Origin of the sequence: Haemophilus sp. HN_Hi08 (genome assembly GCF_049824455.1) — a bacterium.
In the GTDB taxonomy this organism is placed as follows: domain Bacteria; phylum Pseudomonadota; class Gammaproteobacteria; order Enterobacterales; family Pasteurellaceae; genus Haemophilus; species Haemophilus influenzae_D.
In genome coordinates, this window is record NZ_CP187493.1 from 1,551,747 (window position 1) to 1,578,067 (window position 26,321).

Below are 26,321 nucleotides of genomic sequence, written 5' to 3' on the forward strand. Positions count from 1 at the left end.
GTTTATGAAATTTTTGATCTTATGAAAAGATTATGACGACAGTCTATCTATCATCTCTAACACTAATGCGGAAGACTGCTTCGCCGCCAATGGCAAAAACTCTTCAAAAGATATACTTGCTTTGCCATCGCCGCCATCAGAAATAGCACGAACCACCACAAAAGGCACATTAAAAGCATAACAAACTTGCGCAATCGCTGTGGCTTCCATTTCAACCCCCGTCACATTGGGAAAATCTGCTTTTATTTGTGCGATTCTGTCTTCGCTATTAATGAAACTATCGCCAGAGCAAATTAAACCACGTTTTACCGATTGTCCTTGCTTTTCTGCAATTTCTTGAGCGAGATCTGCTAATTTTTTATCCGATAAAAATGCAGCAGGATTAGCAGGTAACTGCCCTTTTTCATAGCCAAAAGCGGTCACATCCGCATCGTGGTGGCGTGTTTCATCAGAAATTACAATATCCCCCACTTTCAAGCCTTTTGCGACCCCACCTGCAGAACCAGTATTGATTACTAAGTCTGGTTTGGCTAATTGCAATAACGCCGTCGTGCCAATGGCAGCTGCCACTTTGCCAATGCCTGATTGCAATAAGGCAACATTTTTACCGTTAATTTTACCTTCAAAAATGACCGCACTTGCTACTCGAGTTTCCGTTCTATCAGCCATTAAATTTTTTAAAATTTCGACTTCTTGTGCCATTGCACCAACAATTCCTATTTTCATTGTTTTTGTTCCTGTTCTATTTTATTTACCAAAAAATCTAACACTGCTACGCTATAATCATCGTTATAAAGCGTACTTGCAGTGAGTACATATTTTCCACCAATGACAACATAAGGATAGGTAAAAACACCATATTCTTCCGTCAATTCAATCGCATTTTGGATCTGTTCTTTTACGCTTTGTGAATTTTCAGTTTGAATAAATAACTGCTTATCTAGCCCTTGTTTTTCTGCCCATTGTTGAATTTTATTTGATGTGGACAATTCTGTATAACGGGATTTTTCTGAAGTTTCAAATAACAAAACATTGGATAATTCGCCCGCACTTAATGCTTGCAAAGTATAAAAAATACGTGCACTAAACTGGCTATCGGCAGTTGCAATAGGATATTGTTCCAACACAACTTTATATGTGCGTATTTGACTATAAAGCTCTAAAATATCCTGCGCTGAAGAACATACTCGACAATCATAATCAAAAAAGAATTGAATGCGGATTTTTTTATCGGTTCGAGACGCTTGTTCGATAGGTTCTTTATAAGAAAAATAATCCCGTCCATCTTCAAAATAGATCGTATCCCGTGATGGCAAGTGCGGAGAATTTTGCACTGAAAATTCTTTCTGATTGACTTCTGCTAAAACAAACGACGATAAAAAAAGCAAACAAAATGCCAATATTCCCTTTAATTTCATTCTATCACTCATCTATCGGCTCAATATAATCTACCAATAATTGTAGGCTACGATTGCCACGAAATTCGTTAATATCTAATTTATAGGCTAAACGAGCCTGTTTAATTGAAAGATCAGGATACAATCTTGTATTAATATTAAACGCAATCGCATCTAATAAAACCCCACCTTGTTTCGGTTCTAGCAACATTTTTAGATGATTTTTATTTTGCCCAATTGCGCGCTGGTCTAAAATTTTAAATTCGCCATCAAAGCAAGGCTCAGGAAACCCTTGCCCCCAAGTGCCTACCGATTTTATCAACTCTGCCGTTTCAAGATTAAATTCATTTGAATTTAGTTCGCCATCTGTCCAAATTACACCTTGTAGATGTTCTTCATCAAGCCAATCGGCAACGGTTTGATTAAAAATATGTTGGAAATCCGCAAAATGTTCTTCGCGAATACTCAAGCCTGCCGCCATTGCGTGTCCGCCAAATTTTAAAATCATATTAGGATGTTGCGAATGAATACGCTCCAGAACATCACGCATATGTAACCCCTCAATAGAACGCGCGGAACCTTTCAAAATTCCCTCACTATCTTGTGCAAAGGCAATCACTGGACGATGATATTGATCCTTAATCCTTGATGACACAATGCCTAATACGCCTTGATGCCAATCAGATTGATAAAGCGTAATACCATAGGGTAACTCTTTAAAAAGTGCGGTAAGATTTTGACAAATTTTTATTGCCTCAAGCTTCATACCCGCTTCAATTTCTTTACGCGTTTGGTTAAGCTGATCGAGATCTAAAGCTAATTCTCTGGCTTTTGACATTTCGTTCGCCAGCAAAAGCTCTACCCCAATCGACATATTATCTAAACGCCCTGCCGCATTTAAACGAGGTCCGATACAAAAACCGAGATCACTTGAAGTAAACTGTTCAACATTACGGTTAGCCACTTCTGCCAACGCAATAATACCGAGACGGCAATGTCTAGCACGGATACGCATTAAACCTTGATAAGCAAGGATACGATTATTTTGATCCAAAGGAACAACATCAGCTATAGTGCCTAGTGCCACCAGATCGAGCAAATCAGTAAAATTAGGTTGTGTTTCTGCCGTAAAAATACCGAGTTCACGAAATTTTGCTCGTACGGCTAACATCAAATAAAATGCCACACCCACACCTGCCAAGGATTTTGAAGGAAAACCACACTGACTTAAATTAGGATTAACAATCGCATCGGCTGGCGGCAAAGTTTCGGGGGGTAAATGATGATCCGTGACTAAAACTCGAATGCCTTTTTCTTTCAAAAATGCCACACCGTCAAAAGATGAAACGCCATTATCCACCGTCATTAAAAGCTGAACGCCCTTTTCAATTGCCATTTCAGCCACGGGAATACTCAAGCCATAACCCTGTTCAAATCGATTTGGCACAAGGTAATCCACATCAGAAAAGCCAAGTTGTCTTAAAGCCAGCACACTCAATGCTGTACTCGTTGCACCATCAGCATCAAAATCCCCAACAATCACAATTTTTTGCTGTTGTTGATAGGCTTCCACTAATAAATTTACCGCTTGCTCAATGCCATATAACTGATTTGGATTGAGCATTGATTTCAAAGTGCGGTCTAATTCTTTGGTGTTTTGAATATGACGAGCGCGATAAAGGCGATCTAATAAGGGATGATTTGAAACAGAATTTCCAATTTGAATTTCACGGCGTTTGATAAGTTTTTTCACTGGATATTAATTCATACCTAAAAGCAAAAAGCTGTTGAAATCAACAGCTCTTTTATCTATACTTTTTCCTGTCGGTCAGGGCTTTTAACCCTGAATGCTGACAGGGGTTAAAAGCCCTACTGACCATTAGTCTAACTATTGTGTCAGCTAAGGATTTTAATGATGCCTAAATTATGCATTTATATCATAATTTTTGTGTTGTTAATGCTTTTAAGCTCCCCAGCATATTAAGCATAACCGACTAAACACAAGGGGTAGGCAACTGCCCCTTGCTCTTTATTATAAAATTATTGTGCTGTTTCTTCAAGAGCTCTTAATAAATCAGCAGGTTTTAAATAACCGCCAATAAGCTCACCTGTTGAGGTAACAATACTTGGTGTTCCTCGTACACCAAATTGAATACCTAATTCATAATGTTTTTTCACGATATTTGGCATTTTAACTTCTTTTGGTAAATTGCCTTTTTCTGCTTCATTTAAAGCAAAAACGGGATCTTTCGCCGTCCAAATCGCTTCCATTTGTTTCGCCGTTTGATTATTCATACCTGCACGAGGGAAAGCTAAATAACGTACGGTAATGCCAAGATCGTTATATTCTTTTAATTGCTGATGTAACAAATGGCAATAATGGCAGGTAATATCCATAAATACTGTTACTACGTGTTTTTCATTTTTCGCAGGATAAACAATCATCTCGTTTTTATAAGAATTAAGTTTATCCACTAAAATTTTACCTGCGACATCAACAGGGCCATTATTTGTGAGTTCATAAAGTTTACCTTCAAAAAGATATTTTCCATCTTCGCTCACATAGAATATACCTTGATCCGTGACAGCCGTTTTAATGCCTGAAATCGGCGAAGATTTAATAGCAATATTTGATACATTAAAAGACTGTAATTTGCGTTTAATTGCCGCATCATCTGCCATTGCATTAGCCGCAGCCACGCACAAAAGTGCGGTAAAAATTTTCTTCATTTTTTGTTCCTAAATTAGCTTGAGTGAGAAAGTCTAAAATTATAGAGAGATTGCTAATTTCTGCAAGGTCAAACTATCCAAAAATCAGAAAATAGCATATAATTCCACACTTTATCACACAGTGAATTTATTATGTTTGAAATCAATCCTGTAAAAAATAAAATCATCGATTTATCTGACCGCACTTCAGTGCTTCGGGGGTATCTTTGACTTCGATGCCAAAGTTGAGCGTTTAGAAGAAGTCAATGGGGAATTAGAACAGCCAGATGTTTGGAATGATCCAGATAAAGCCCAAGCACTTGGTAAAGAACGCGTTTCTTTAGAACAAGTTGTAAATACCATCAAAAATTTAGAACAAGGTTTAGAAGACGTTGATGGATTATTAGAACTTGCCATCGAAGCAGAAGACGAAGACACCTTCAATGAAGCGGTAGCTGAATTAAATGAACTTGAACAACAACTCGAAAAATTAGAGTTCCGTCGAATGTTTAGTGGCGAACATGATGCTTGCGATTGCTATGTGGACTTACAAGCTGGTTCTGGCGGTACGGAAGCTCAAGATTGGACAGAAATGTTGCTCCGTATGTATCTCCGTTGGGCTGAAAGCAAAGGTTTTAAAACTGAACTGATGGAAGTATCTGACGGCGATGTAGCTGGATTGAAATCGGCAACCATTAAAGTGAGCGGTGAATATGCTTTTGGTTGGTTACGAACAGAAACGGGGATTCATCGCTTAGTGCGTAAAAGTCCATTTGATTCCAATAACCGTCGTCACACATCATTCAGTGCGGCATTTGTCTATCCTGAAATTGATGACGATATTGATATTGAAATCAATCCAGCTGATTTACGTATTGATGTTTATCGTGCATCAGGGGCAGGTGGGCAGCACGTAAACAAAACTGAAAGTGCGGTGCGAATTACCCATATGCCAAGCGGCATAGTTGTGCAATGTCAAAACGACCGTTCACAGCACAAGAACAAAGATCAAGCAATGAAACAATTAAAAGCGAAATTGTATGAGCTTGAATTACAGAAGAAAAATGCAGATAAACAAGCAATGGAAGATAATAAATCCGACATTGGTTGGGGAAGCCAAATTCGCTCTTATGTATTAGACGATTCACGCATTAAAGATTTGCGTACTGGCGTAGAAAACCGTAATACGCAAGCCGTATTAGACGGGGATTTAGATCGATTTATTGAAGCGAGTTTAAAAGCGGGCTTGTAGAAATTTCTTGCCTTCCCCTGTTTACGGGGGAAAGTGGCGCGAAGCAACGGAAGGGGGCTTTCGATAATATATTTCCTTTAGTCTTCGACAGCTCCTAAAGTAAACAAAGAAAATAAAAATTTCTTATTAATTTATAAAAAAGGTAAACAATATGTCAGAACAAGAAGTTAAAGAATTAGATCTCAATGGCGAAATGCTCGTTCGTCGTGAAAAATTAGCCGCATTACGTACAAAAGGTAATGCATTTCCAAACAAGTTTCGTCGTGATACTCTCGCACAAGATTTACACAATCAATATGATGCAGAAGACGGGGAAATCTTAAAAGAAAAAGGCATTGAAGTACAAGTTGCTGGTCGTATTATGACTCGCCGTGCAATGGGTAAAGCAACTTTTATCACTATTCAAGATATGAGCGGTAAAATCCAGCTTTACATTGCACGCGATAATTTGCCTGAAGGCGTTTATAAAGATGACGTTGGTACTTGGGATTTAGGTGATATCGTTGGCGTTAAAGGCACTTTATTTAAAACAAAAACTGATGAACTCACCGTTAAAACTACGGAAGTTCAACTTTTAACTAAAGCACTTCGCCCATTACCAGACAAATTCCATGGTTTAACCGACCAAGAAGTTCGTTATCGCCAACGTTATTTAGATTTAATTTCTAACGAAGAATCTCGCCGCACTTTTATTATTCGTTCTAAAGTTGTCGCGGGTATTCGTGAATATTTCATTTCTAAAGGCTTTATGGAAGTGGAAACGCCAATGTTACAAGTGATTCCAGGCGGTGCATCTGCACGTCCTTTCGTGACTCATCATAATGCATTAGATGTGGATATGTATTTACGTATCGCACCTGAACTTTATTTAAAACGCTTAGTCGTTGGTGGGTTTGAACGAGTATTTGAATTAAACCGTAACTTCCGTAATGAAGGGGTTTCTGTTCGTCATAATCCAGAATTTACTATGCTTGAATACTATCAAGCCTATGCAGATTACCACGATTTAATGGATAACACCGAAGAACTTCTTCGTAAATTAGCGATTGATATTCTTGGTACAACCATTGTGAAATACGGTGATTTAGAATTTGACTTCGGCAAACCATTTGAGCGTATTACATTACACGATGCAACCATTAAATATGGTGCAAACAAAGGTATCGTAAAAGAAGATTTATATGACTTTGATCGTGCAAAAGCCACGGCAGAACGCTTAGGTATTGAAGTACAAAAATCTTGGGGCTTAGGCAGCATTGTGAACGCAATCTTTGAAGAAGTAGCTGAACATCACTTAATTCAACCAACCTTCTTAATGGCTCACCCTGCGGAAATTTCGCCACTTGCACGTCGTAATGATGAAAATCCTGATGTAACAGATCGTTTTGAGCTATTTATCGGTGGCCGTGAAATCGGTAATGGTTTCTCAGAATTAAATGATGCAGAAGATCAAAATGAACGTTTTGATGCACAGGTTGCCGCAAAAGAAGCGGGCGACGATGAAGCGATGTTTAAAGATGAAGACTTTGTTGTTGCACTAGAACACGGCTTACCACCAACAGCTGGGGAAGGTTTAGGTATCGACCGCTTGGCGATGCTTTATGCAAATGCACCGTCAATTCGTGATGTGATCTTATTCCCTGCAATGCGTCAGAAATAATAAAGATATAAACAAAAGCCACCAAATGGTGGCTTTTTTATCGAAACATAAAAAAGGGAGCTAACTCCCCCTTATTTTTTAATGATTAACCATTAATAAATTTTTCGCCTAATTCAATATCTGCACGTAAAGTTGGCAACATATTTTCTAAGGCTTGTTGTTCAAAATTGCTTAATGGGCCAATTGGTAAAATTTCTTCTACACCTTCTTTACCTAAACGAACTGGCTGAGAGAAGAAACGAGCATATTTGCCGTCACCTTCAACATAAGTACATTCAACCACTGTCTCGCCACTTAATCCTTTCACTAAAGAACGCGCAAAACGTGCTGCAGCTTGTGCCATTGAAAGAGTTGCAGAACCGCCACCCGCTTTTGCATTGACCACTTCTGTACCTGCATTTTGGATACGTTTTGTTAATGGTTCGATTTCTTCTTCATTCCATTTTGCATATTGAACTTGAGAAAGTAATGGAAGAATAGTCACACCTGAGTGACCACCAATAACAGGAACGCTTGTACGAGAAACATTTAAACCTTTTAATTCAGCCACAAAGGTTTCAGAACGTAACACGTCTAAAGTTGTCACACCAAATAATTTACGTTTGTCGTAAACGCCTGCTTTTTTCAGCACTTCAGCCGCAATCGCAACGGTAGTATTTACTGGGTTAGTGATGATACCAACGCATGCTTTCGGACAAGTAACCGCGACTTTTTCAATTAAACCACGCACGATACCTGCATTAATATTGAATAAATCTGAACGATCCATACCAGGTTTACGTGCAACACCAGCAGAAATTAATACAACATCCGCACCTTCAAGTGCTGGAGTTGGATCTTCACCAGAAAAACCTTTCACATTCACTGCCGTTGGAATATGGCTCACATCCACTGCAACACCTGGGGTAACAGGGGCAATATCATACAATGCTAAGTCGGTACCTGCTGGCAACTGAAGTTTTAGTAATAACGCTAATGCTTGACCAATACCACCTGCGGCACCTAATACAGCAACTTTCATAAATACTCCTTATGTGTTAGTTAATTTAAAACAGACTGATTTTAAAATGTTCATCTTACAATTACAAATAGAGAAATATCATTCTATGATCTAGTTCACATTTCTGAGATAAATATTTTCTTCTCTTTGTTCTTATTCATATTTCAGTTGATGAAAGTGAATTTTTATGCAATTCTTATGCAAATTTTGACTATTGAAAAATAAAGATGACTGAGAATTTAACTCGCGCTTTTAAAGAATTACTCAACCAAGAACGCTTTGGTTCTCAAAGTGAAATTGTCGATGCCTTAAAAAAACAAGGCTTTACTGGTATTAATCAATCAAAAATATCAAGAATGCTCAGCAAATTTGGTGCGGTTCGCACCCGTAATACCAAAATGGAAATGGTCTATTGCTTACCAAATGAATTAAGTGTTCCCAATACCAGTAGTCCATTAAAAAATCTTGTCTTAGATGTTGATCACAATGCGATGTTAATCGTAATAAAAACGACGCCCGGTGCTGCTCAATTAATTGCACGATTACTTGATTCCATTGGAAAATCAGAAGGCATTTTAGGTACTATCGCAGGCGATGATACTATTTTTGTCACGCCCACAAACGATAAACCTATCGACGAATTATTGCAAAATATCCAACGTTTATTTGAAAACACATTGTAATGAATATTCTATTAACGGGAGGAACAGGACTTATCGGCAAAGCACTTGTCGAACAACTCTGTTTACGCAATGAACAAGTGACGATCTTAACGCGCTCAAGTTCGCCGCACACTCTCTCAAAGCACAAAAACATCAAATTTATTACCGCACTTTCAGAACTCGATTTACAAGAACAGTTTGATGCCATCATCAATCTTGCTGGCGAGCCAATTTTTCATAAAGTTTGGTCGAAAAACCAGAAATCTATTTTACGAGAAAGTCGTTTAAGCCTCACTACTCAACTGGTTGAATTCATCAATCAGTATCAGCAATACCCAATTTTTATTTCAGGTTCAGCAACAGGAATTTACGGCGATCAAGACGAACAAAAAATTACCGAAACAAGCAAAACAGCAAAAACCTTCACTGCACAATTATGCCAAGATTGGGAAAATATTGCACGACAAGCACATGCTAGAGTTTGTTTGATTAGAACAGGCATGGTCTTTTCTACAAAAGGTGGCGCACTTGCTAAAATGTTGCCTTTATACAAATGGGGACTTGGCGGTAAACTGGGCAAGGGAGAGCAATATTTCCCTTGGATTGCTTTGGAAGATATGGTAAACGGCATTTTATTTTTACTCGATCATTCAGAATGCAGAGGGGCGTTTAACTTCGCTGCCCCCAAGTCTATAAAACAGCATAAATTTAACCGCACCTTAGCTCAACTATTAAAACGTCCTGCCTTTGCAACCATTCCAAAATGGCTATTACATTTCATTCTTGGCGAGCGAGCAAATCTATTACTCGAAAGTCAAAATGTTGTACCTGAAAAATTACTTAACGCTGGATTCCAATTTCAATATGCTGATTGCGAAAACTATCTAAAAGACATCCTAAAAAACAAATAAAAAAATCACCGCACTTTTAATACGATGATTTTTATCCCTCTAAATGCCTAGCATTTATTGTTCATTATAAATTTCAAGATTGGATGCTTGTTTTTCTCGTTTTTTCTTTGCACTATCATTGCGTTGAGTTGCGATTTTATTAAGATATTCAGGGCTAATATCGCCTGTAATATATTCGCCTGTAAAAACAGAACAATCAAAACCTTGAATGGCTGGATTTTCCAATTGAACAGATTCAGTAAGTGCGGTCAGATCTTGGAAAATTAATTTGTCTACGCCAATCAAATGTGCAATTTCATCAACATTTCGTCCATAAGCGATCAGTTCATCACGGCTCGGCATATCAATACCATATACATTCGGATAACGAATTTCTGGGGCAGCAGAGGCGAAGTAAATTTTCTTCGCGCCAGCTGAGCGAGCCATTTCAACAATTTGCTCAGAGGTTGTACCTCGAACAATAGAATCGTCCACCAATAACACGTTTTTATCTTTAAATTCAGCTTTAATGGTATTCAATTTGCGACGAACAGAACTAATACGCTGTGCTTGTCCTGGCATAATAAAGGTACGGCCAACATAGCGATTTTTCACAAATCCTTGGCGATAAGGCTTCCCTAGAACACGAGCTATTTGTAACGCAATATCTGTTGAAGTTTCAGGAATAGGAATGACAACATCAATATTATCAATTTCATCAGCCCATTCTTTTGCAATTTTTTGCCCGAGTTTTTCGCCCATGTGAACACGCGCAGCATAAACCGAGACGCCATCAATCGTTGAATCTGGGCGTGCAAAATAAACATACTCAAAAATACAAGGATTTAACACCGCACTTTCGGCGCATTGCTGCGAATAAAGCTCGCCATTAAATGTCACATAAACGGCTTCACCTGCAGCAATATCACGCACAAACTCGAAACCTACAATATCTAAAGCCACTGTTTCAGAGGCAAACATATAATCAGTCTTGCCATTTTCTTCGCGTTTACCCAGCACCAAAGGACGAATACCAAAAGGATCACGAAACGCAACCATGCCATGTCCAATAATCATCGCTAAACAAGCATAAGCACCACGAACATCCTTGTGTGTTTTACGAACGGCATAGAAAATATCTTGTGGATCTAGGTGATCTTGAGGAATATGATCGAGATGGTTAGCGAGAATATTAAGAAGAAGTTCGGAATCTGAATTCGTGTTTACATGGCGGCGAGCTGTTTTAAAGACTTTTTCTTTTAACTCCACTGAGTTGGTTAAGTTGCCGTTATGCACCAAAGTGACACCATAGGGAGAATTCACATAAAAAGGCTGTGCCTCTGAGACGCTAGAACTCCCCGCTGTAGGATAGCGAATATGCCCTAATCCAGCATTTCCTTGCAAGCGTAGCATATGCTCTTGACGGAACACATCGCTGACTAAGCCATTAGCTTTACGTAAGCGGAAACGGTTTTCATCATCAACCGTTACAATACCCGCCGCATCTTGTCCACGATGTTGCAAAAGAGTTAATGCTGCATAAATAGATTCATTAACCGGACTTTGGCTAACAATACCGACAATACCACACATTTTGTGTTCCTTATTGATTAAGCGTTGGATTTAAAAAACTTGAACTTGACTGAAGCTGTTGAAAGAACCATTCAATAATAAAACCAAAATGCGGTATTAATTGAGATTCTTTCCACCAATCAGTTTGTTCAAAATTGGTAAAAGTATCCATAAAAAATAACAACGCAGCCACAATCAATGCACCGCGCACTAAACCGAAAGCTGCACCTAATACGCGATCAGTGCCGCTTAAACCCGTCTTATCTACTAATTGACTAATCACATAATTTACTATGGCACCCACAATTAAAGTCAGAACAAACAGAATGGCGATTGCAGTTCCATTACGCACATACATTGATTCAATTTGCGTAAGATAAGTGGCAAGATAAGGATAGAACTGGCTTGCTACGATAAATGCCACAACCCAGCTACCAAGTGAAAGTACTTCGCGTACAAAACCACGTAATAAACTGACAAGAATGGAAAAAGCGATAATGCCAATAATAATGTAATCGATCATTAAAAAATCTCTCAATGAAAAACGGCCGTTTAAAACGACCGAGGTATTCTACAAAAATACAGCCAAAAAGAAAACGTTTGCGTAAACTAAATTTCCTGCCAAAAAGCACGTTCAAATTTGCTTTGAGCTTTCCTTAAGACCTCTGCTAAATGTTGATATGTCGGTTTTTCTTGCACAAAAGGCAAGGGTTCATTTTGTTGTTTTAAGCGTTCGCAAATATCGTAAAACCATACCGCACTTTGATTTTCTAATGGCGAATTTGCACGCTTACCAAGCCAATAAAGCCCTTGAAAAGGAATAAGCAAGGCAAAAAGTGCGGTCAAAATTGCGATAGAAAATGCCATTAAATCATTTTTTGCATAAATCTGTTGCCACAGTATTGCAAATACAGCAACAAAAGGCATAAATTTTTGTGCAAAACTCGTGGCTTTCATAATACGGTTTTCAGGGAAAATAATCCCTAACTTCGCCTCCTGCGGCCAAGTATTAAGATAAATTTGTCCCTGTTTAAAAATGGAAAAAAACGCCATAAAAAACACCTCAAAAAATTGACCGCACTTATCATACGCTATTTTAAGTCTATTTTTAGTAAAAATAGTTTAATTTTTCAAAAAATACGATAAAGTTTGTATTTTTTCCTTACCGATGAATTTATTTTATTCATCAAAAGGTGTATCCTATACCTAATTTTTCAAACCATCTTAAATGATGGATTTCTATTAACCTCAATCAAATATAGGGTTCCTATGTCAAAACTTGTTCTTATCCTTAACTGCGGTAGTTCTTCACTAAAATTTGCAATTCTTGATCCAGCAACAGGGGAAGAAAAATTATCTGGCTTAGCCGAAGCATTTTTCTTACCAGAAGCACGTATCAAATGGAAACTCAATGGAGAGAAAGGTAACGCAGATTTAGGCGCAGGCGCAGCGCATACTGAAGCGCTTAATTTTATTGCATCTAACATTCTGACTGATGAACTAAAAAATTCTATCGCAGCAATTGGTCACCGTATCGTTCACGGTGGCGAAAAATACACCCAATCTGTTATCGTAACTGATGAAGTTGTTAAAGGTATTGAAGATGCTGCACAATTTGCGCCACTTCACAACCCTGCTCACTTAATTGGTATTCGCGAAGCATTTAACGCATTCCCACACTTAAAAGATAAAAACGTGGTAGTTTTTGATACAGCATTCCACCAAACTATGTCTGAAGAAGCATTCCTTTATGCCCTTCCATACTCTTTATATAAAGAACACGGCGTACGTCGCTATGGTGCACACGGCACAAGTCACTACTTCATTTCTCGTGAAGTCGCTGAATATGTAGGCAAACCCGCAGACCAAGTCAATGCTATTATTTGTCACTTAGGTAATGGTGGTTCTGTTTCTGTTGTGCGTAACGGTCAATGTATTGATACATCAATGGGCTTAACTCCACTAGAAGGTTTGGTAATGGGTACGCGTTGTGGCGATATTGACCCTGCAATCGTATTCTATCTATACAAAACACTAGGTATGTCTATGGAACAAATCGAAGAGACTTTAGTGAAAAAATCTGGTCTTTTAGGTTTAACTGAAGTAACCAGCGACTGCCGTTATGCTGAAGATAACTACGATAATGCATCTAAACCAGAAGCAAAACGCGCTTTAAATGTTTATAGCTATCGTTTAGCGAAATACATTGGTGCTTATATGGCTGTGTTGGGCGATGATCACTTAGATGCGATTGCATTCACTGGTGGTATTGGCGAAAACTCAGCGCACGTTCGTGAATTAGCATTGAATCACTTAAAATTATTTGGCATTCAAATCGATAATGAACGAAATCTTGCCGCACGTTTTGGTAAAGATGGCGTAATCACGACTGATGATTCCGCATTTAAAGCGATTGTTCTTCCAACTAACGAAGAATTGGTTATCGCACAAGATACCGCAAGACTTTGTTTCTAATTCAACAACAAACTGCCGAATTTTTCGGCAGTTTTTATTTATAACATATACATATTAAGGTTTAATTATGTCTCGCACGATTATTCTTATCCCTGTAAGTAAAGGCGTGGGTTTAACTAGCATTAGTCTTGGATTAATCCACTCTCTCGAACAAAAAGGCGCGAAAGTTGCTTTTATGAAACCCGTTTCTCAACCAAGCACTGGCGAAGATAAATTGGATCGCACAACCTCTATTATTCGCACTAGCACTAGCCTTGAAACTGCCGAACCCTTTATGTTAAGCGTGGCAGAATCATTAATTGGTCAAAATCAGTCTGACGTATTGTTAGAAAAAATTGTAGCTAACCACCAACAATTAACCAAAAACAACGATATCGTTGTGGTGGAAGGTTTAATTCCAACAAGAAAACACGGTTATGCAAATAATATCAACTATGAAATTGCACAAGCATTAGATGCAGAAATCGTATTAGTTGCAGCACCAGCAACTGAAACCCCAACCGAATTAAAAGATCGTGTAGAAGCAGCAGCCTCTTTATTTGGTGGTAAAAACAATCCAAATCTTTTAGGCGTAGTTGTAAACAAATTTAATGCACCCGTTGATGAATCTGGTCGTACACGCCCCGATCTTGCTGAAATCTTTGATTCATTCCAACACAATCATATTAGCGAAACAGAAGTAAACAAATTATTTGCAGATAGTGCCATCAAATTATTAGCTTGTGTGCCTTGGTCAGCAGATTTAATCGCAACACGCGCTATCGATTTAGTGAAATACTTAGGTGCATCAATTATCACTGAAGGAGATATTAACCGTCGCATCCGTGGTATCACTTTCTGTGCAAGAAGTTTACCAAATATGGTTGAGCATTTCCGTGCAGGCAGTTTATTAGTCGCTTCAGCAGATCGTCCAGATGTGCTTGTAGCAGCCGCTCTCACAGCGTCAAATGGTATTGAAATCGGCGGTATTTTATTAACAGGCGGTTATAAAATTGATGCTCAAATTAATAAACTTTGCCAACCTACTTTTGAAAAAGCAAAATTGCCGATCTTCCGTATTGAAGGCAATACTTGGCAAACGGCATTAAGTTTACAAAGCTTTAATCTTGAAGTGCCTGTTGATGACAAAGAACGTATTGAAAATATTAAACAATACATTAGCCAACACTTTAATGCTGACTTTATCAATAATTTAGTTGCAGATTCTAGCCGTTTACCTCGCTTATCCCCACCTGCGTTCCGTTTCCAATTAACTGAACTTGCTCGTGCGGCGAAAAAACGTATTGTGCTTCCTGAAGGCGATGAACCTCGTACAATCAAAGCAGCTGTACTTTGTGCAGAACGTGGCATTGCGGAATGTGTGCTTTTAGCAGATCCTGCATCAGTTCAACGTGTTGCAGAAGCACAAGGTGTTAAATTAGGCAAGGGTATTACAATCATTAACCCAGCAGATGTTCGTGAAAACTATGTTGATCGTTTAGTTGAATTACGTAAAGCGAAAGGTATGACCGAAACCGCAGCACGTGAACAATTAGAAGATACCGTAGTGCTTGGTACTATGATGTTAGAAGCAAATGAAGTAGATGGTTTAGTATCTGGTGCCGTTCACACTACAGCAAATACCATTCGCCCACCAATGCAAATCATCAAAACTGCACCAGGTAGTTCAATCGTTTCTTCTATCTTCTTTATGTTATTACCAGATCAAGTGCTTGTTTATGGCGACTGCGCGGTAAACCCAGATCCAACAGCAGAACAACTTGCGGAAATCGCAATTCAATCTGCGGATTCTGCGAAAGCATTTGGTATTGATCCAAAAGTCGCAATGATCTCTTACTCAACAGGTACATCTGGTAGCGGTGCTGATGTGGAAAAAGTGAAAGAAGCAACCCGTATTGCGAAAGAAAAACGCCCTGATTTATTAATCGATGGCCCATTACAATATGATGCAGCTGTGATGGAAGACGTGGCTCGCTCTAAAGCACCAAATTCACCAGTAGCAGGTAAAGCAACAGTATTCGTATTCCCTGACTTAAATACGGGTAACACCACTTACAAAGCAGTACAACGTTCTGCAGATTTAGTGTCTATTGGCCCAATGCTTCAAGGTATGCGTAAACCAGTCAATGACTTATCTCGTGGAGCCTTAGTTGATGATATTGTGTACACAATTGCCTTAACCGCAATTCAAGCAACACAATAGTTCAAGTAAAAACATAAAAGAAAATACCGCACTTTGCCCCAGTCAGTAAAAGTGCGGTATTTTTTATAACGTTTTTTACAAATCAACCAAAATCAAAATTGCGGCTTCGCCACCCCATTCTCTTGGTGCTTGATGTAATGCCCGCACTTTAGGATGTTGTACTAGCCAACGTGGAATTTGTTTTTTCAATGTAAAGGTGCCATAGCCCGTCATGATACTGGCACAATCAACATGCTCATTTTCACAAGCCAGTAAAAGTGCGGCTAATTCTTGCTTAGCTTGTTCACGGGTTAAACCGTGTAAATCTAAAAACAATTCTGGGAAAAAATCTCCACGACGAAGTTGTTTTAATAAATGGGAATCTTCCCCATCACGTAAATATTTCACAACACCATCATTGTCATTCAGTAACGGCTCATATTCATCAGAAAAATAAAATAACGTATCTTCTTTCGCTCGTAATTCTTTCAATTCTATTTTTTTCTGATCACGTTTTTGGTGAGGGGCAACAAAAGTATCTTGTTTCATTGGCTTAATGCCTTTGGTTTCCGCACGGAATAAATCAAATTCGTCTTGCATTTTTTTCTCATTAATTTCAAATTTTGCGTATCATATCATAGTTCTACATTCTCATCTGTGGTATAACTACGCCAAATTTTCATACCGAATTTTATGCTAACTTTTCTACTCACTTTTATGGAGAAATGCGATGGAAACTTCACATAACCAAGAATTAGTTGCAACTATCTTGGAAGATAATGTTGCAAACGAACTGCAAACCATCCAAGATTTTCTGCGTTGGACGTATAGCATTCTCAATCGATCCGATATTTACTTCGGGCAAGGGCACGATAATCCTTGGGATGAAAGCCTGCAACTCGTTTTAAGTGGCTTACATTTACCCATTGATTTACCTACCGAATTATTTAACAGTCGATTAACCCCATCTGAAAAAGAAACCTTAGTTCAACTTGCATTAACCCGAATCGAACAACGTGTACCAGTGGCATATTTAACAAATAGTGCTTGGTTCTGCGGTCACGAATTTTATGTCGATGAACGAACCATTATTCCACGTTCTCCAATTAGTGCTTTAATTCAAGATCGCTTTGAAAATTTAATTTCACAGGAACCTCATCATATTCTCGATCTATGCACAGGCAGTGGCTGTATTGCCATTGCTTGTGCTTATGCTTTCCCAAATGCGGAAGTAGATGCTGTCGATTTATCGGTTGATGCACTTAATGTGGCGGAGATCAATATTTCACGCCATCAATTAGAACATCGCGTATTCCCGATTCAATCAAACTTATTTACAAATATTTTAGGACAAAAATACGATCTTATCGTGACCAATCCACCTTATGTGGACGAAGAAGATCTCGCCGATATGCCAGAAGAATTCCATTTTGAGCCAGAGTTAGCCTTAGGTTCTGGCAGTGATGGCTTAAACATTACCAAACAAATTTTAAAACAAGCGCCAGATTACTTAACTGAAAATGGCTTGTTGGTATGTGAAGTGGGCAATAGCATGGTGAGCTTAATTGAGCAATATCCAGATGTGCCATTTGAATGGGTAGAGCTTAAAAATGGTGGGCTAGGCGTATTTGCTATTCAGCGTAAAGATTTAGTGAAATATCACGATCTGTTTTAATCTTTCAAGTGCGGTTGAAATTCTTATTAAATTTCAACCGCACTTCATTTATACATTGTTATCTTGTTTCCAATTCAATGCCTTCAAATAATTTTTTCACTGAATTGTTATCACGCAAACGCTCGGCTTTTTCTACGACACTACGAGTTAAATGCGGCGAAAAATATTCCATAAAATCATACATATAATTACGTAAGAACGTGCTATGTTTAAATGCAATATTCGTCATACTTGGGCGGAACAAATGGCTTGCATCAATCAGTACAAGATCCGTATCTAGTGCCGTATGTGCCATAGATGCCATAATGCCCACCCCTAACCCCAAGCGCACATAAGTTTTAATAACATCAGCATCGGTAGCCGTAAAGACTATATTCGGTAAAATACCGGCACTATTAAATGCGTAATCTAAATCAGAAACACCCGTAAAACCAAATGTGTAAGTCACAAGTGGGTATTTTCCTAATTCCTCAATGGTCAGTTCTTTCACTTTAGCAAGTGGATGATCGGGCGTAACAATCACGGCACGATTCCACCAATAGCATGGAATCTGAACTAAATCATCAAATAAATAAGGTGCTTCAGTGGTAATTACCAAATCCACTTCGCCTGACATTAAAGCATCGTGAATTTGTGTTGGAGAACCTTGATGAATATGCAAACTCACATCAGGATATTTTTTAGAAAAACGTTCAATCACGCTTGGCAACATATAACGTGCCTGAGTATTTGTTGTCGCAATACGTAACACACCGTGATTTGGCTGAGTATATTCATCGGCAACGGCACGGATACCTTGCGCTTTAACAAGTAACTCGCGTGCAATCGAAATAATTTTTTTCCCTGCTGGTGTAATTGATTTTATATGCTTGCCATGACGCTCAAAAATTTCCAGACCTAATTCATCTTCTAAGAGGCGAACTTGTTTACTGATACCCGGCTGCGATGTGTAAAGTGCATTTGCAGCTTCTGTAACATTCAAATTTTGGTTTACAATCTCAACGATATAACGCAATTGCTGCATTTTCATAAAAAAGTCCTTATTTTTTATAACGTTTATTCATCTCCGAATAACGTTTCACCGCTTTACGAATTTGCCCAGATTTTGGACGACGACTTGCCTGTTTTACATCTAATTTCGTTTCGGTTTCAGCAGGTAATCCCACCAATTCACGCAAATAATTGACGTTTTCAAGATCCATTTCTTCCCAGCCACCACGAGGCAAACCTTTCATTAATTTGACATTTCCATAACGAATACGAATTAATCGGCTAACTTGAATACCTTGGGATTCCCACAAACGACGAACCTCACGATTACGTCCTTCCATCAAGGTTACGTCATACCATTGGTTAATACCCACACCGCCTGTAAATTTAATTTCTTTAAAATTGGCAGGGCCATCTTCAAGCTGAACGCCTTTGCGTAAACGCGCTAACATTGCATCATCCACTTGACCAAATACACGTACAGAATATTCACGTTCAACTTCACGGCTTGGGTGCATTAAGCGATTTGCTAATTCGCCATCAGTAGTAAAAAGCAACAAACCCGATGTATTAATATCTAAACGCCCTACTGCAATCCAACGAGACCCCGTTAAACGTGGCAAACGATCAAACACTGTGGCACGCCCTTCTGGGTCGCTACGAGTACAAAGTTCCCCTTCAGGTTTGTAATACATTAATACACGGCAAATTTCTTTTTGTGCGTGGCTAAGATTAATGATTTGACCATCAATACGCACTTTTACGCCAGAATGTACGTCAATACGATCGCCTAAAGTCGCAATTTTACCCTCTACGCTCACTCGACCGGAGGCAATCATCGTTTCAATTTCACGACGGGAGCCTTGCCCAGCACGCGCTAAAACTTTCTGTAATTTTTCGCCCTCTATTTTAGGTTGATTCGAGGCTTTTACAACAGGTTTCGCTTTTGGCTTAGATAAAAATTTGTTATCAGAATTAACCGCACTTTTTTTCGTATTTGCCGTTTCTATGCGAGCAGTACGAGAGACTGAACGTCTATCATTTTTAACTGAAAAATCACTTTTCTTTGCTGAATCTTTGGAAAAGTGCGGTTGTTTTTGAGTTTGTTTTTGACTAGGTTTCATTGTTTTCCTTGAATAATGGAAAGGTCGCTTTCACAAGCGTCTATCTGTTACATAATATGTATTAAATAAAAGGATCAGTGCTTCCACTTCCCTCGCGTAAAATCACTGGCGATTCTTCCGTTAAATCCACCACTGTTGTAGGCTCTTGCCCTAAATATCCACCATGGATAATTAAATCCACTTGATGTTCTAAACGATCACGAATTTCTTCAGGATCGGATTGTGTAGTATGTTCTTCATTCGGCAACATTAACGAACAAGATAAAATAGGCTCGCCTAAAGCTGAAAGTAAATCTAAAGCGATCTTATTATCTGGTACGCGTAAACCTATGGTTTTACGTTTTGATGTCATTAAACGACGCGGTAATTCTTTCGTTGCTGTAAGAATAAAAGTATAACGCCCTGGCGTATTATTTTTAATCAAACGATAAGCAGTATTATTTACCGTTGAGTAAGTTGAAAGCTCCGACAAATCACTACACACCAAGGTAAAATTATGACCTTCAGGCAATTTACGAATTGCTATAATGCGATCCATTGCGTGTTTATCGCCCATCATACAGCCCAAGGCATATCCCGAATCGGTCGGATACACAATCACACCGCCTTTTTGTAAAATCTCTACGGCTTGATTAATCAAGCGCGCTTGTGGATTTTCAGGGTGGATATAAAAAAATTGGCTCATGTATTTCTTCCTTAAAAAATGTGCACTGATTATAGCAGTTTTGCGTTCACTTTATAATGGCGAGCATATAAAAATAAAGGCGTAGAGAGTCAATCTACGCCTTATCAAACTAAAGTGCGGTTAATTTTCTTAAATTATTTTAATATCTTTCTCAAAGCTGCACCAATTTCAGCGAGGCTTTTTACACAGGTCACGCCTGCGGCCTCAAGCGCTGCAATTTTTTCTGCGGTAGTACCTTTTCCGCCACTAATAATAGCACCAGCATGCCCCATCCGTTTGCCTTTTGGCGCAGTAATACCCGCAATATACGCAACCACTGGTTTAGTGACATTATCTTTAATGAAGATTGCCGCATCTTCCTCTGCGGAACCACCGATCTCGCCAATCATCACAATAGCTTCTGTTTCGGGATCTTGTTGAAATCTTTCGAGAATATCAATAAAACTAGAGCCAGGAATAGGATCTCCACCAATACCCACACAAGTCGATTGTCCAAAGCCTTCATCTGTAGTTTGTTTTACCGCTTCATAAGTTAAAGTACCAGAACGAGAAACAATCCCCACTTTGCCTTTTTTATGTATGTGTCCTGGCATGATGCCGATTTTACATTCATCAGGCGTAATCACACCTGGGCAATTTGGCCCAATCATCACTACGCCCGTTTCATTTAATTTTTGTTTCACTTTAAGCATATCCAATGTAGGTATGCCCTCAGTAATACAGACAATTAACTTAATCCCTGCATCAATAGCTTCAATTATGGCATCTTTACAAAATGGTGCTGGCACATAAATGACCGTCGCTGTTGCCCCCGTATTTTCGACAGCTTCACGAACTGTATTAAATACAGGCAAACCAAGATGACTACTGCCACCTTTATTTAGCGATACGCCACCAACTAATTGCGTTCCATAGGCTAATGCTTGTTCAGAATGAAAAGTCCCTTGTCCACCAGTAAAACCTTGGCAAATCACTTTAGTATTTTTATCAATTAAAATCGCCATTAGTGTTCTCCTTTTGCTGCATTCACAGCTAATTCTGTAGCTTGTTGTAAATTCTGTGCGGTAAGGATATTAACATCGCTTTGCGCTAAAATTTGGCGACCGATTTCAGCGTTCGTTCCTTCTAATCGAACAACCACAGGCACTCTCACGCCCACTTCATTTACTGCAGCAATGACGCCTTCAGCAATCAAATCACAACGAACAATGCCACCAAAAATATTCACTAAAATAACCTTCACGGAAGGATCGGTTAAAATGATTTTGAACGCTTCAGCAACCCGATCTTTCGTTGCACCACCACCCACATCAAGAAAATTCGCAGGCTTCCCACCATAGAGTTTCACAATATCCATGGTTCCCATTGCAAGCCCAGCCCCGTTTACCATACAACCAATATCACCCTCTAAAGCCACATAGTTTAACTGGAATTTTTCAGCTTCTGCTTCACGAGCATCATTTTGAGTTAAATCTTGTAGTGCTAAGAGATCTTTATGACGAAATAAAGCGTTATCATCAACAGATATTTTGGCATCGAGACAAATCAAATTCCCTTGTTTAGTAAGAACAAGCGGATTGACTTCCAGTAAAGATAAATCTTTTTCTAAAAACAAACGAGATAACCCCATAAAAATATCGGTAAACTGTTTGTTTTGCACACCAATTAACCCTAATTTAAACGCTAATTCACGCCCTTGATAAGGCAATCCTCCAAATAAAGGATCAATAGTGACTTTGTGGAGTAAGTGCGGTGAATTTTGCGCGATTTCTTCAATATTCATTCCACCTGCAGAGGAAGCAATAAACACCACTTTTTGAGAGGCGCGATCAACAACCGCACTTAAGTAAAATTCTTTATCAATATCGCAAGTTTCTTCAAAATAAATCTGGTTTACTGGCTGCCCCAATTTATCCGTTTGAAAAGTGACTAAACGTTGTCCTAGCCATTTTTCTGCAAAAGATCTTGCTTCCTCTACATCCTGTACCAATTTAACGCCACCTGCTTTGCCACGCCCACCCGCATGAACTTGGCATTTCGCTGCCCACTTATCGCCTGAAAGTTGAGCCAGTACCAAATCTACTTCATCAACAGATTGACAGACTGCCCCATTTTTTACGGGTAATCCATAATGCTCAAATAGTTGTTTTGCTTGGTATTCGTGTAAATTCATTCGCGACGTCCTTTTTGGTTATGAAAACAATTCACTCAAGGTTTTAATGCTATATGTACCGTGATTTCTTCACGATCGTGATATAAATGTTTTGCTTGAATCTCAAAATTCAAATTCTGCTCCGCCAACATAACAGCCAAGTTTTCTAAACATAATATCACTTCTTGATAACGTTTTTTCATGGGTAATTTTAAATTAAAGATGGTTTCTCGGCACCAACCATTCAACAACCATTTGCCAATTAATAAAGAAATACGACTTGGTTGTTCCACCATATCACAGACTAACCAATCCACTTTTTTCCTTTTGGGAGGCTGAAATTTAAAACCATCTTCCGCACAATGTTCAATGCGACCTGTATCATGCAAACTCGCCGCCATTTTTCCGTGATCAACCGCATAAACAAATAAACCACGTTTGACTAATTGATATGTCCAACCCCCAGGGCAAGCCCCTAAATCAACACCAATCATATTTTCATTTAAACGTTTATTCTCTTCTTTACGCGGAATAAAAGTCAAAATAGCCTCTTCTAGTTTTAACGTGGAGCGGCTGGGTGCATCTGCCGGAAATTTTAAACGAGGGATTCCCATAAAATGAGGGGAATGATTATCCACATAAGAATATCCCACATAACAGCAATTCGGTTTTACAAAAAAACAATGTAAAAATTGACCGCACTTTTGACTCGCTTTTGCAGAAAGCCAACCTTGTTTTTTCAATGCTTGACGCAAAGGCACGGTAAATTTACGGCAAAAAGTGGAAAGCTCTTTCGCTTCATTTGTATCTGCAGTTTCTACAAAAAGCTCGCTAGATTGAGCAAAATTAACTTGTTGTAATAATGCTTCAAACGCCGCCACGATAGGACTAATACGATCAGCGGGATCTAAATCTTCCAATAAATCGGAAATAACCATCATCTGACGAGCAAAAATCAAACGGTTAAAAGGAATTTCTCGGGCAAGGCGATCTGCCTCATTAGGTTGATAACATTCAAAAATCACATAGCCCGAATTATCTTGTACTCGAGCAAAACCAAATACACCCAAATTACTTGCTTGATCAGTGATCTCTGCGGCGACTTCTTTCTCAAAACCTGGGCGACAATATAATGCGAGTTTATTCATTTTCTTCTCGTTTAATTGAGTTAATAATCCATTGGCGGAATGCTTGAATTTTTTGGTCATCAAGGCGATCAAGATGATTGACCACATAAAATGATTTTGGATCAGGCAAATTAGTCGGCAACACCGCTTGCAATGATCCATTTTCAATTTCTTGCAAAGCTAATAAGCGATTAGCTAATACAATGCCTTGCCCGTGAATAGCCGCCTGTAACGCCATAAATGTATGGCTAAATAACGGCCCTTGCTGAATATTTAAATCATCTAACTGTAAATGATTTGCCATCGCTTGCCAATTATCACGGGTATGAATATGAATTAATGTGTGTTTTTTTAAATCTTCAGGCTGAATAATTGGATTTTTATCTAGTAATTCAGGCGACGCAAAAATCAATAAATTTTCTTCGCAAAGACGATCCACTTGAAGATTCTGCCAATTTCCCAAGCCATAATAAATAGCAAGATCAATTTCTTTATTTAACAAGCCTTCGTCTTGATCCACACCTGTTAAACGCACCTCAATTTGCGGATAAAGCTGATTAAATTCACTTAAATGTGGCACGAGCCATTGAATACCAAAAGTTTGTGGCACGCTAATATTTAAATGCGGATCCGTTTTTAACGTTAATAATCGCTCTGTTGCTTCATTTAAACGACGTAGAATTTTATTAATATCAACAAAATAAGCTTTACCAAGCTCAGTTAATTCTAAAGAACGATTCTTTCGCTTAAATAATTCAATTCCTAAAAATTCTTCTAATAATTTAATTTGATGACTAACCGCCGCTTGTGTCACACAAAGCTCATCTGCAGCTTTAGTAAAACTTAAATAACGAGCAGCAGACTCAAAAGATTTTAGCGAATTCAATGGGGGCAAACGTTTATACATAAGTATTTCCATTCATAAATTTTTCGTCTATAATGGACAAGATTTATTTCAAATTAGTTTTTCTAATACCTCAAATAAAAAAACGTCGCTTGTCCTTTCTTGCCCTTTTTTCTTAAAATATCGCCATACTTAATGATTGGTAATTCCTTACTAGTTAATGAGTTTCAGACTTAAGTATGATGTTGTGTTTGCATATAGTTCGGGAAACCGAACTTGAGTAACAATTTGTTACTCATTTACTTCCTGTATATTATTAAACCGATTTGGTTAAATCGCCGCTCCATTGAGCGGCGTTTTTTTCGTCCTAATTCTATCACAATTACATATTGATTTCCTGATCCACTTCACAATTTTGACAATTCCTTGTTGATTTCTTGAAATTTGAGCGATTTTGAAAATCTATTATTTTAATCAAAGAGAGAATATTGTAGATTAAGCAACACTTTCACAAAAATATATAACCGTGGGTAAACATACCCACGGCTAATTATAGTAATAATGGTTCCCCTTTGGGGAACATCCTATCTCCCCCAAAGGGGTAGTATTAAAACTAGCCTAGGGTATACTTACCCTAGGCGACATAACTTCATAAAAAAAGGAAGCAAAATGAAAAACTTAGACTGGAATAACCTTGGTTTTAGTTATATTAAAACAGATTACCGTTTCATCGCTCACTGGAAAGAGGGCAAATGGGAGGAAGGCAAACTCACAACAGACAATACCTTACATATTCACGAAGGTTCTACCGCACTTCACTACGGTCAGCAATGTTTTGAAGGTTTAAAGGCTTATCGTTGCAAAGACGGCTCAATCAACTTATTCCGTCCGCAGGCGAATGCAGAACGTATGCAACGTACCGCAGACCGTCTTTTAATGCCACGCGTACCAACTGAATTATTCGTACGTGCGTGTAAAGAAGTGGTTAAAGCTAACCAAGATTGGTTGGGCCCTTACGGTTCTGGTGCAACCTTATACTTACGTCCATTCTTAATTGGTGTGGGCGAAAATATCGGCGTGAAAGCAGCACCAGAGTTTATTTTCTCTGTTTTCTGTTGCCCAGTGGGTGCTTACTTCAAAGGTGGTTTGGCTCCATCAAACTTCATCACGACCGATTACGACCGTGCAGCACCAATGGGAACCGGTGGCGTAAAAGTGGGCGGAAACTACGCAGCAAGCCTTCTGCCACATGTATTAGCGGCAGAACAAGGTACGCCAGAACGTAAATTTGCGGATGCTATTTATTTAGATCCAAAAACTCACACCAAAATTGAAGAAGTCGGTGCGGCAAACTTCTTTGGGATCACAAAAGATAATAAATTCATCACACCAAAATCAGAATCAATTTTACCAAGTATCACCAAATACTCTCTTTTACATATCGCAAAAGAGCGTTTAGGCATGGAAACCATCGAAGGCGATGTTTATATCGATCAACTTGACGAATTCGCTGAAGCTGGTGCGTGCGGTACAGCGGCTGTAATTACCCCAGTAGGTGGTATTCAACATCACGGCAACTTCCACGTTTTCTATTCAGAAACTAAAGTAGGCCCTGTTACCCGTCGCCTTTACGATGAACTAACAGGCATCCAATTCGGTGATGTCGAAGCACCTGAAGGCTGGATTGTGAAAGTGGAATAATTTCTAGCAATATAAAAACCAAAAGAGTGGTTGAAATTAACCGCTCTTTTTTATTGATTCAATCCCCATTGGCGAGAATCTTTATCAAATTTAACACCTGAATGCGAACCTTCTGCGCCGTTAAAATACACATCTTTATTCGCACAAGCTGAAATAATAAATGCGCCTGCGATAATCAACAACCATTTTTTCATAAGTAAACCTTTTTGCTAAATTAAAAAACC

25 protein-coding genes are annotated in these 26,321 nt (G+C 38.7%); 8 read left to right on the forward strand and 17 right to left on the reverse strand.

Features of this window, described 5'->3' with window-relative positions:
- Positions 1–30: 30 nt before the first annotated feature.
- The 4 genes from ACPT8O_RS07555 to dsbC form a co-directional block, all read right to left on the reverse strand.
- The gene (locus ACPT8O_RS07555) at positions 31–726 is read right to left on the reverse strand and encodes a 5'-methylthioadenosine/adenosylhomocysteine nucleosidase (RefSeq protein ID WP_425623320.1); all 696 of its coding nucleotides are present in this window, start codon (positions 724–726) and stop codon (positions 31–33) included.
- A complete protein-coding gene (locus tag ACPT8O_RS07560; RefSeq protein WP_005689242.1) occupies positions 723–1,418 on the reverse strand; it encodes a thiol:disulfide interchange protein DsbA/DsbL in 696 nt (231 codons plus the stop codon). Before ACPT8O_RS07560 ends, ACPT8O_RS07555 begins: the two co-directional genes overlap by 4 nt.
- Before the next feature lie 4 nt (positions 1,419–1,422).
- Positions 1,423–3,150, reverse strand: coding sequence for a single-stranded-DNA-specific exonuclease RecJ (gene recJ, locus ACPT8O_RS07565; protein WP_425613301.1), 1,728 nt, complete (start codon positions 3,148–3,150; stop codon positions 1,423–1,425).
- Positions 3,151–3,437: 287 nt separating this feature from the next.
- Entirely contained in the window at positions 3,438–4,127 is a 690-nt protein-coding gene (gene dsbC, locus ACPT8O_RS07570; protein WP_425613302.1) for a bifunctional protein-disulfide isomerase/oxidoreductase DsbC, read from the reverse strand.
- Positions 4,128–4,259: 132 nt separating this feature from the next.
- Between dsbC and prfB the strand changes: the two genes are divergently transcribed.
- Both prfB and lysS read left to right on the forward strand, forming a co-directional pair.
- Positions 4,260–5,358 (forward strand): peptide chain release factor 2 gene (gene prfB, locus ACPT8O_RS07575; RefSeq protein WP_112071464.1). Its coding sequence is split into 2 segments (ribosomal slippage): positions 4,260–4,334 and positions 4,336–5,358, totalling 1,098 coding nucleotides; the frame shifts between segments, so codons are not numbered across the junction.
- Positions 5,359–5,509: 151 nt separating this feature from the next.
- Positions 5,510–7,018 carry a lysine--tRNA ligase gene (gene lysS, locus ACPT8O_RS07580; protein ID WP_021035019.1) on the forward strand — a complete coding sequence of 503 codons (1,509 nt, stop codon included), beginning with the start codon at positions 5,510–5,512 and terminating at the stop codon, positions 7,016–7,018.
- A gap of 85 nt (positions 7,019–7,103) precedes the next feature.
- Here lysS and mdh read toward each other — a convergent pair whose 3' ends face one another.
- Positions 7,104–8,039 carry a malate dehydrogenase gene (gene mdh / locus ACPT8O_RS07585; RefSeq protein WP_021035018.1) on the reverse strand — a complete coding sequence of 312 codons (936 nt, stop codon included), beginning with the start codon at positions 8,037–8,039 and terminating at the stop codon, positions 7,104–7,106.
- Positions 8,040–8,245: 206 nt separating this feature from the next.
- Here mdh and argR point away from each other — a divergent pair, with 206 nt between their 5' ends.
- Entirely contained in the window at positions 8,246–8,701 is a 456-nt protein-coding gene (argR, locus tag ACPT8O_RS07590) for a transcriptional regulator ArgR (protein ID WP_005660473.1), read from the forward strand.
- On the forward strand, positions 8,701–9,591 hold the full coding sequence (locus tag ACPT8O_RS07595; protein ID WP_021035017.1) for a TIGR01777 family oxidoreductase: 891 nt from the start codon (positions 8,701–8,703) through the stop codon (positions 9,589–9,591). The genes argR and ACPT8O_RS07595 overlap by 1 nt, the downstream gene beginning before the upstream one ends.
- A 54-nt stretch (positions 9,592–9,645) precedes the next feature.
- Here the strand turns inward: ACPT8O_RS07595 and purF are convergent, their stop codons facing one another.
- From purF to yfbV, 3 genes are all read right to left on the reverse strand, one after another.
- Positions 9,646–11,163 (reverse strand): amidophosphoribosyltransferase, encoded by a 1,518-nt coding sequence (purF, locus tag ACPT8O_RS07600; RefSeq protein ID WP_021035016.1) that lies wholly within the window; start codon positions 11,161–11,163, stop codon positions 9,646–9,648.
- Positions 11,164–11,173: 10 nt separating this feature from the next.
- Positions 11,174–11,665 (reverse strand): CvpA family protein, encoded by a 492-nt coding sequence (locus ACPT8O_RS07605; RefSeq protein WP_005657117.1) that lies wholly within the window; start codon positions 11,663–11,665, stop codon positions 11,174–11,176.
- An 86-nt stretch (positions 11,666–11,751) separates the two neighbouring features.
- On the reverse strand, positions 11,752–12,195 hold the full coding sequence (gene yfbV, locus ACPT8O_RS07610) for a terminus macrodomain insulation protein YfbV (RefSeq protein WP_005657119.1): 444 nt from the start codon (positions 12,193–12,195) through the stop codon (positions 11,752–11,754).
- A 216-nt stretch (positions 12,196–12,411) separates the two neighbouring features.
- On the opposite strand from yfbV, the gene ACPT8O_RS07615 reads away from it, so the two are divergent.
- Both ACPT8O_RS07615 and pta read left to right on the forward strand, forming a co-directional pair.
- Positions 12,412–13,617, forward strand: a complete 1,206-nt coding sequence (locus ACPT8O_RS07615; protein ID WP_021035014.1) for an acetate kinase — start codon at positions 12,412–12,414, stop codon at positions 13,615–13,617.
- Between the two features lie 67 nt (positions 13,618–13,684).
- A complete protein-coding gene (gene pta / locus ACPT8O_RS07620; RefSeq protein WP_021035013.1) occupies positions 13,685–15,820 on the forward strand; it encodes a phosphate acetyltransferase in 2,136 nt (711 codons plus the stop codon).
- Between the two features lie 75 nt (positions 15,821–15,895).
- Here the strand turns inward: pta and smrB are convergent, their stop codons facing one another.
- Complete coding sequence (smrB, locus tag ACPT8O_RS07625; protein WP_021035012.1) at positions 15,896–16,399, reverse strand: endonuclease SmrB; 504 nt, start codon at positions 16,397–16,399, stop codon at positions 15,896–15,898.
- 130 nt (positions 16,400–16,529) lie between these two features.
- On the opposite strand from smrB, the gene prmB reads away from it, so the two are divergent.
- On the forward strand, positions 16,530–17,474 hold the full coding sequence (gene prmB, locus ACPT8O_RS07630) for a 50S ribosomal protein L3 N(5)-glutamine methyltransferase (RefSeq protein WP_021035011.1): 945 nt from the start codon (positions 16,530–16,532) through the stop codon (positions 17,472–17,474).
- 58 nt (positions 17,475–17,532) lie between these two features.
- Here the strand turns inward: prmB and cysB are convergent, their stop codons facing one another.
- The 7 genes from cysB to ACPT8O_RS07665 form a co-directional block, all read right to left on the reverse strand.
- On the reverse strand, positions 17,533–18,504 hold the full coding sequence (gene cysB, locus ACPT8O_RS07635; protein ID WP_021035010.1) for an HTH-type transcriptional regulator CysB: 972 nt from the start codon (positions 18,502–18,504) through the stop codon (positions 17,533–17,535).
- A gap of 10 nt (positions 18,505–18,514) precedes the next feature.
- Positions 18,515–19,588, reverse strand: coding sequence for a 23S rRNA pseudouridine(2605) synthase RluB (gene rluB / locus ACPT8O_RS07640; RefSeq protein WP_021035009.1), 1,074 nt, complete (start codon positions 19,586–19,588; stop codon positions 18,515–18,517).
- A gap of 61 nt (positions 19,589–19,649) precedes the next feature.
- The gene (locus ACPT8O_RS07645) at positions 19,650–20,273 is read right to left on the reverse strand and encodes an L-threonylcarbamoyladenylate synthase (protein WP_021035008.1); all 624 of its coding nucleotides are present in this window, start codon (positions 20,271–20,273) and stop codon (positions 19,650–19,652) included.
- Between the two features lie 134 nt (positions 20,274–20,407).
- Positions 20,408–21,277, reverse strand: a complete 870-nt coding sequence (gene sucD, locus ACPT8O_RS07650) for a succinate--CoA ligase subunit alpha (RefSeq protein ID WP_021035007.1) — start codon at positions 21,275–21,277, stop codon at positions 20,408–20,410.
- Positions 21,277–22,446 carry an ADP-forming succinate--CoA ligase subunit beta gene (gene sucC, locus ACPT8O_RS07655; protein ID WP_021035006.1) on the reverse strand — a complete coding sequence of 390 codons (1,170 nt, stop codon included), beginning with the start codon at positions 22,444–22,446 and terminating at the stop codon, positions 21,277–21,279. The genes sucD and sucC overlap by 1 nt, the downstream gene beginning before the upstream one ends.
- A 35-nt stretch (positions 22,447–22,481) precedes the next feature.
- Positions 22,482–23,573, reverse strand: a complete 1,092-nt coding sequence (gene rlmM, locus ACPT8O_RS07660; RefSeq protein WP_021035005.1) for a 23S rRNA (cytidine(2498)-2'-O)-methyltransferase RlmM — start codon at positions 23,571–23,573, stop codon at positions 22,482–22,484.
- A complete protein-coding gene (locus ACPT8O_RS07665; RefSeq protein WP_021035004.1) occupies positions 23,566–24,459 on the reverse strand; it encodes a transcriptional regulator GcvA in 894 nt (297 codons plus the stop codon). Before ACPT8O_RS07665 ends, rlmM begins: the two co-directional genes overlap by 8 nt.
- A 606-nt stretch (positions 24,460–25,065) precedes the next feature.
- Here ACPT8O_RS07665 and ACPT8O_RS07670 point away from each other — a divergent pair.
- Entirely contained in the window at positions 25,066–26,097 is a 1,032-nt protein-coding gene (locus tag ACPT8O_RS07670) for a branched-chain amino acid aminotransferase (RefSeq protein ID WP_021035003.1), read from the forward strand.
- A gap of 50 nt (positions 26,098–26,147) precedes the next feature.
- Here the strand turns inward: ACPT8O_RS07670 and ACPT8O_RS07675 are convergent, their stop codons facing one another.
- A complete protein-coding gene (locus ACPT8O_RS07675) occupies positions 26,148–26,291 on the reverse strand; it encodes a hypothetical protein (RefSeq protein WP_021035002.1) in 144 nt (47 codons plus the stop codon).
- Between the last annotated feature and the right edge of the window lie 30 nt (positions 26,292–26,321).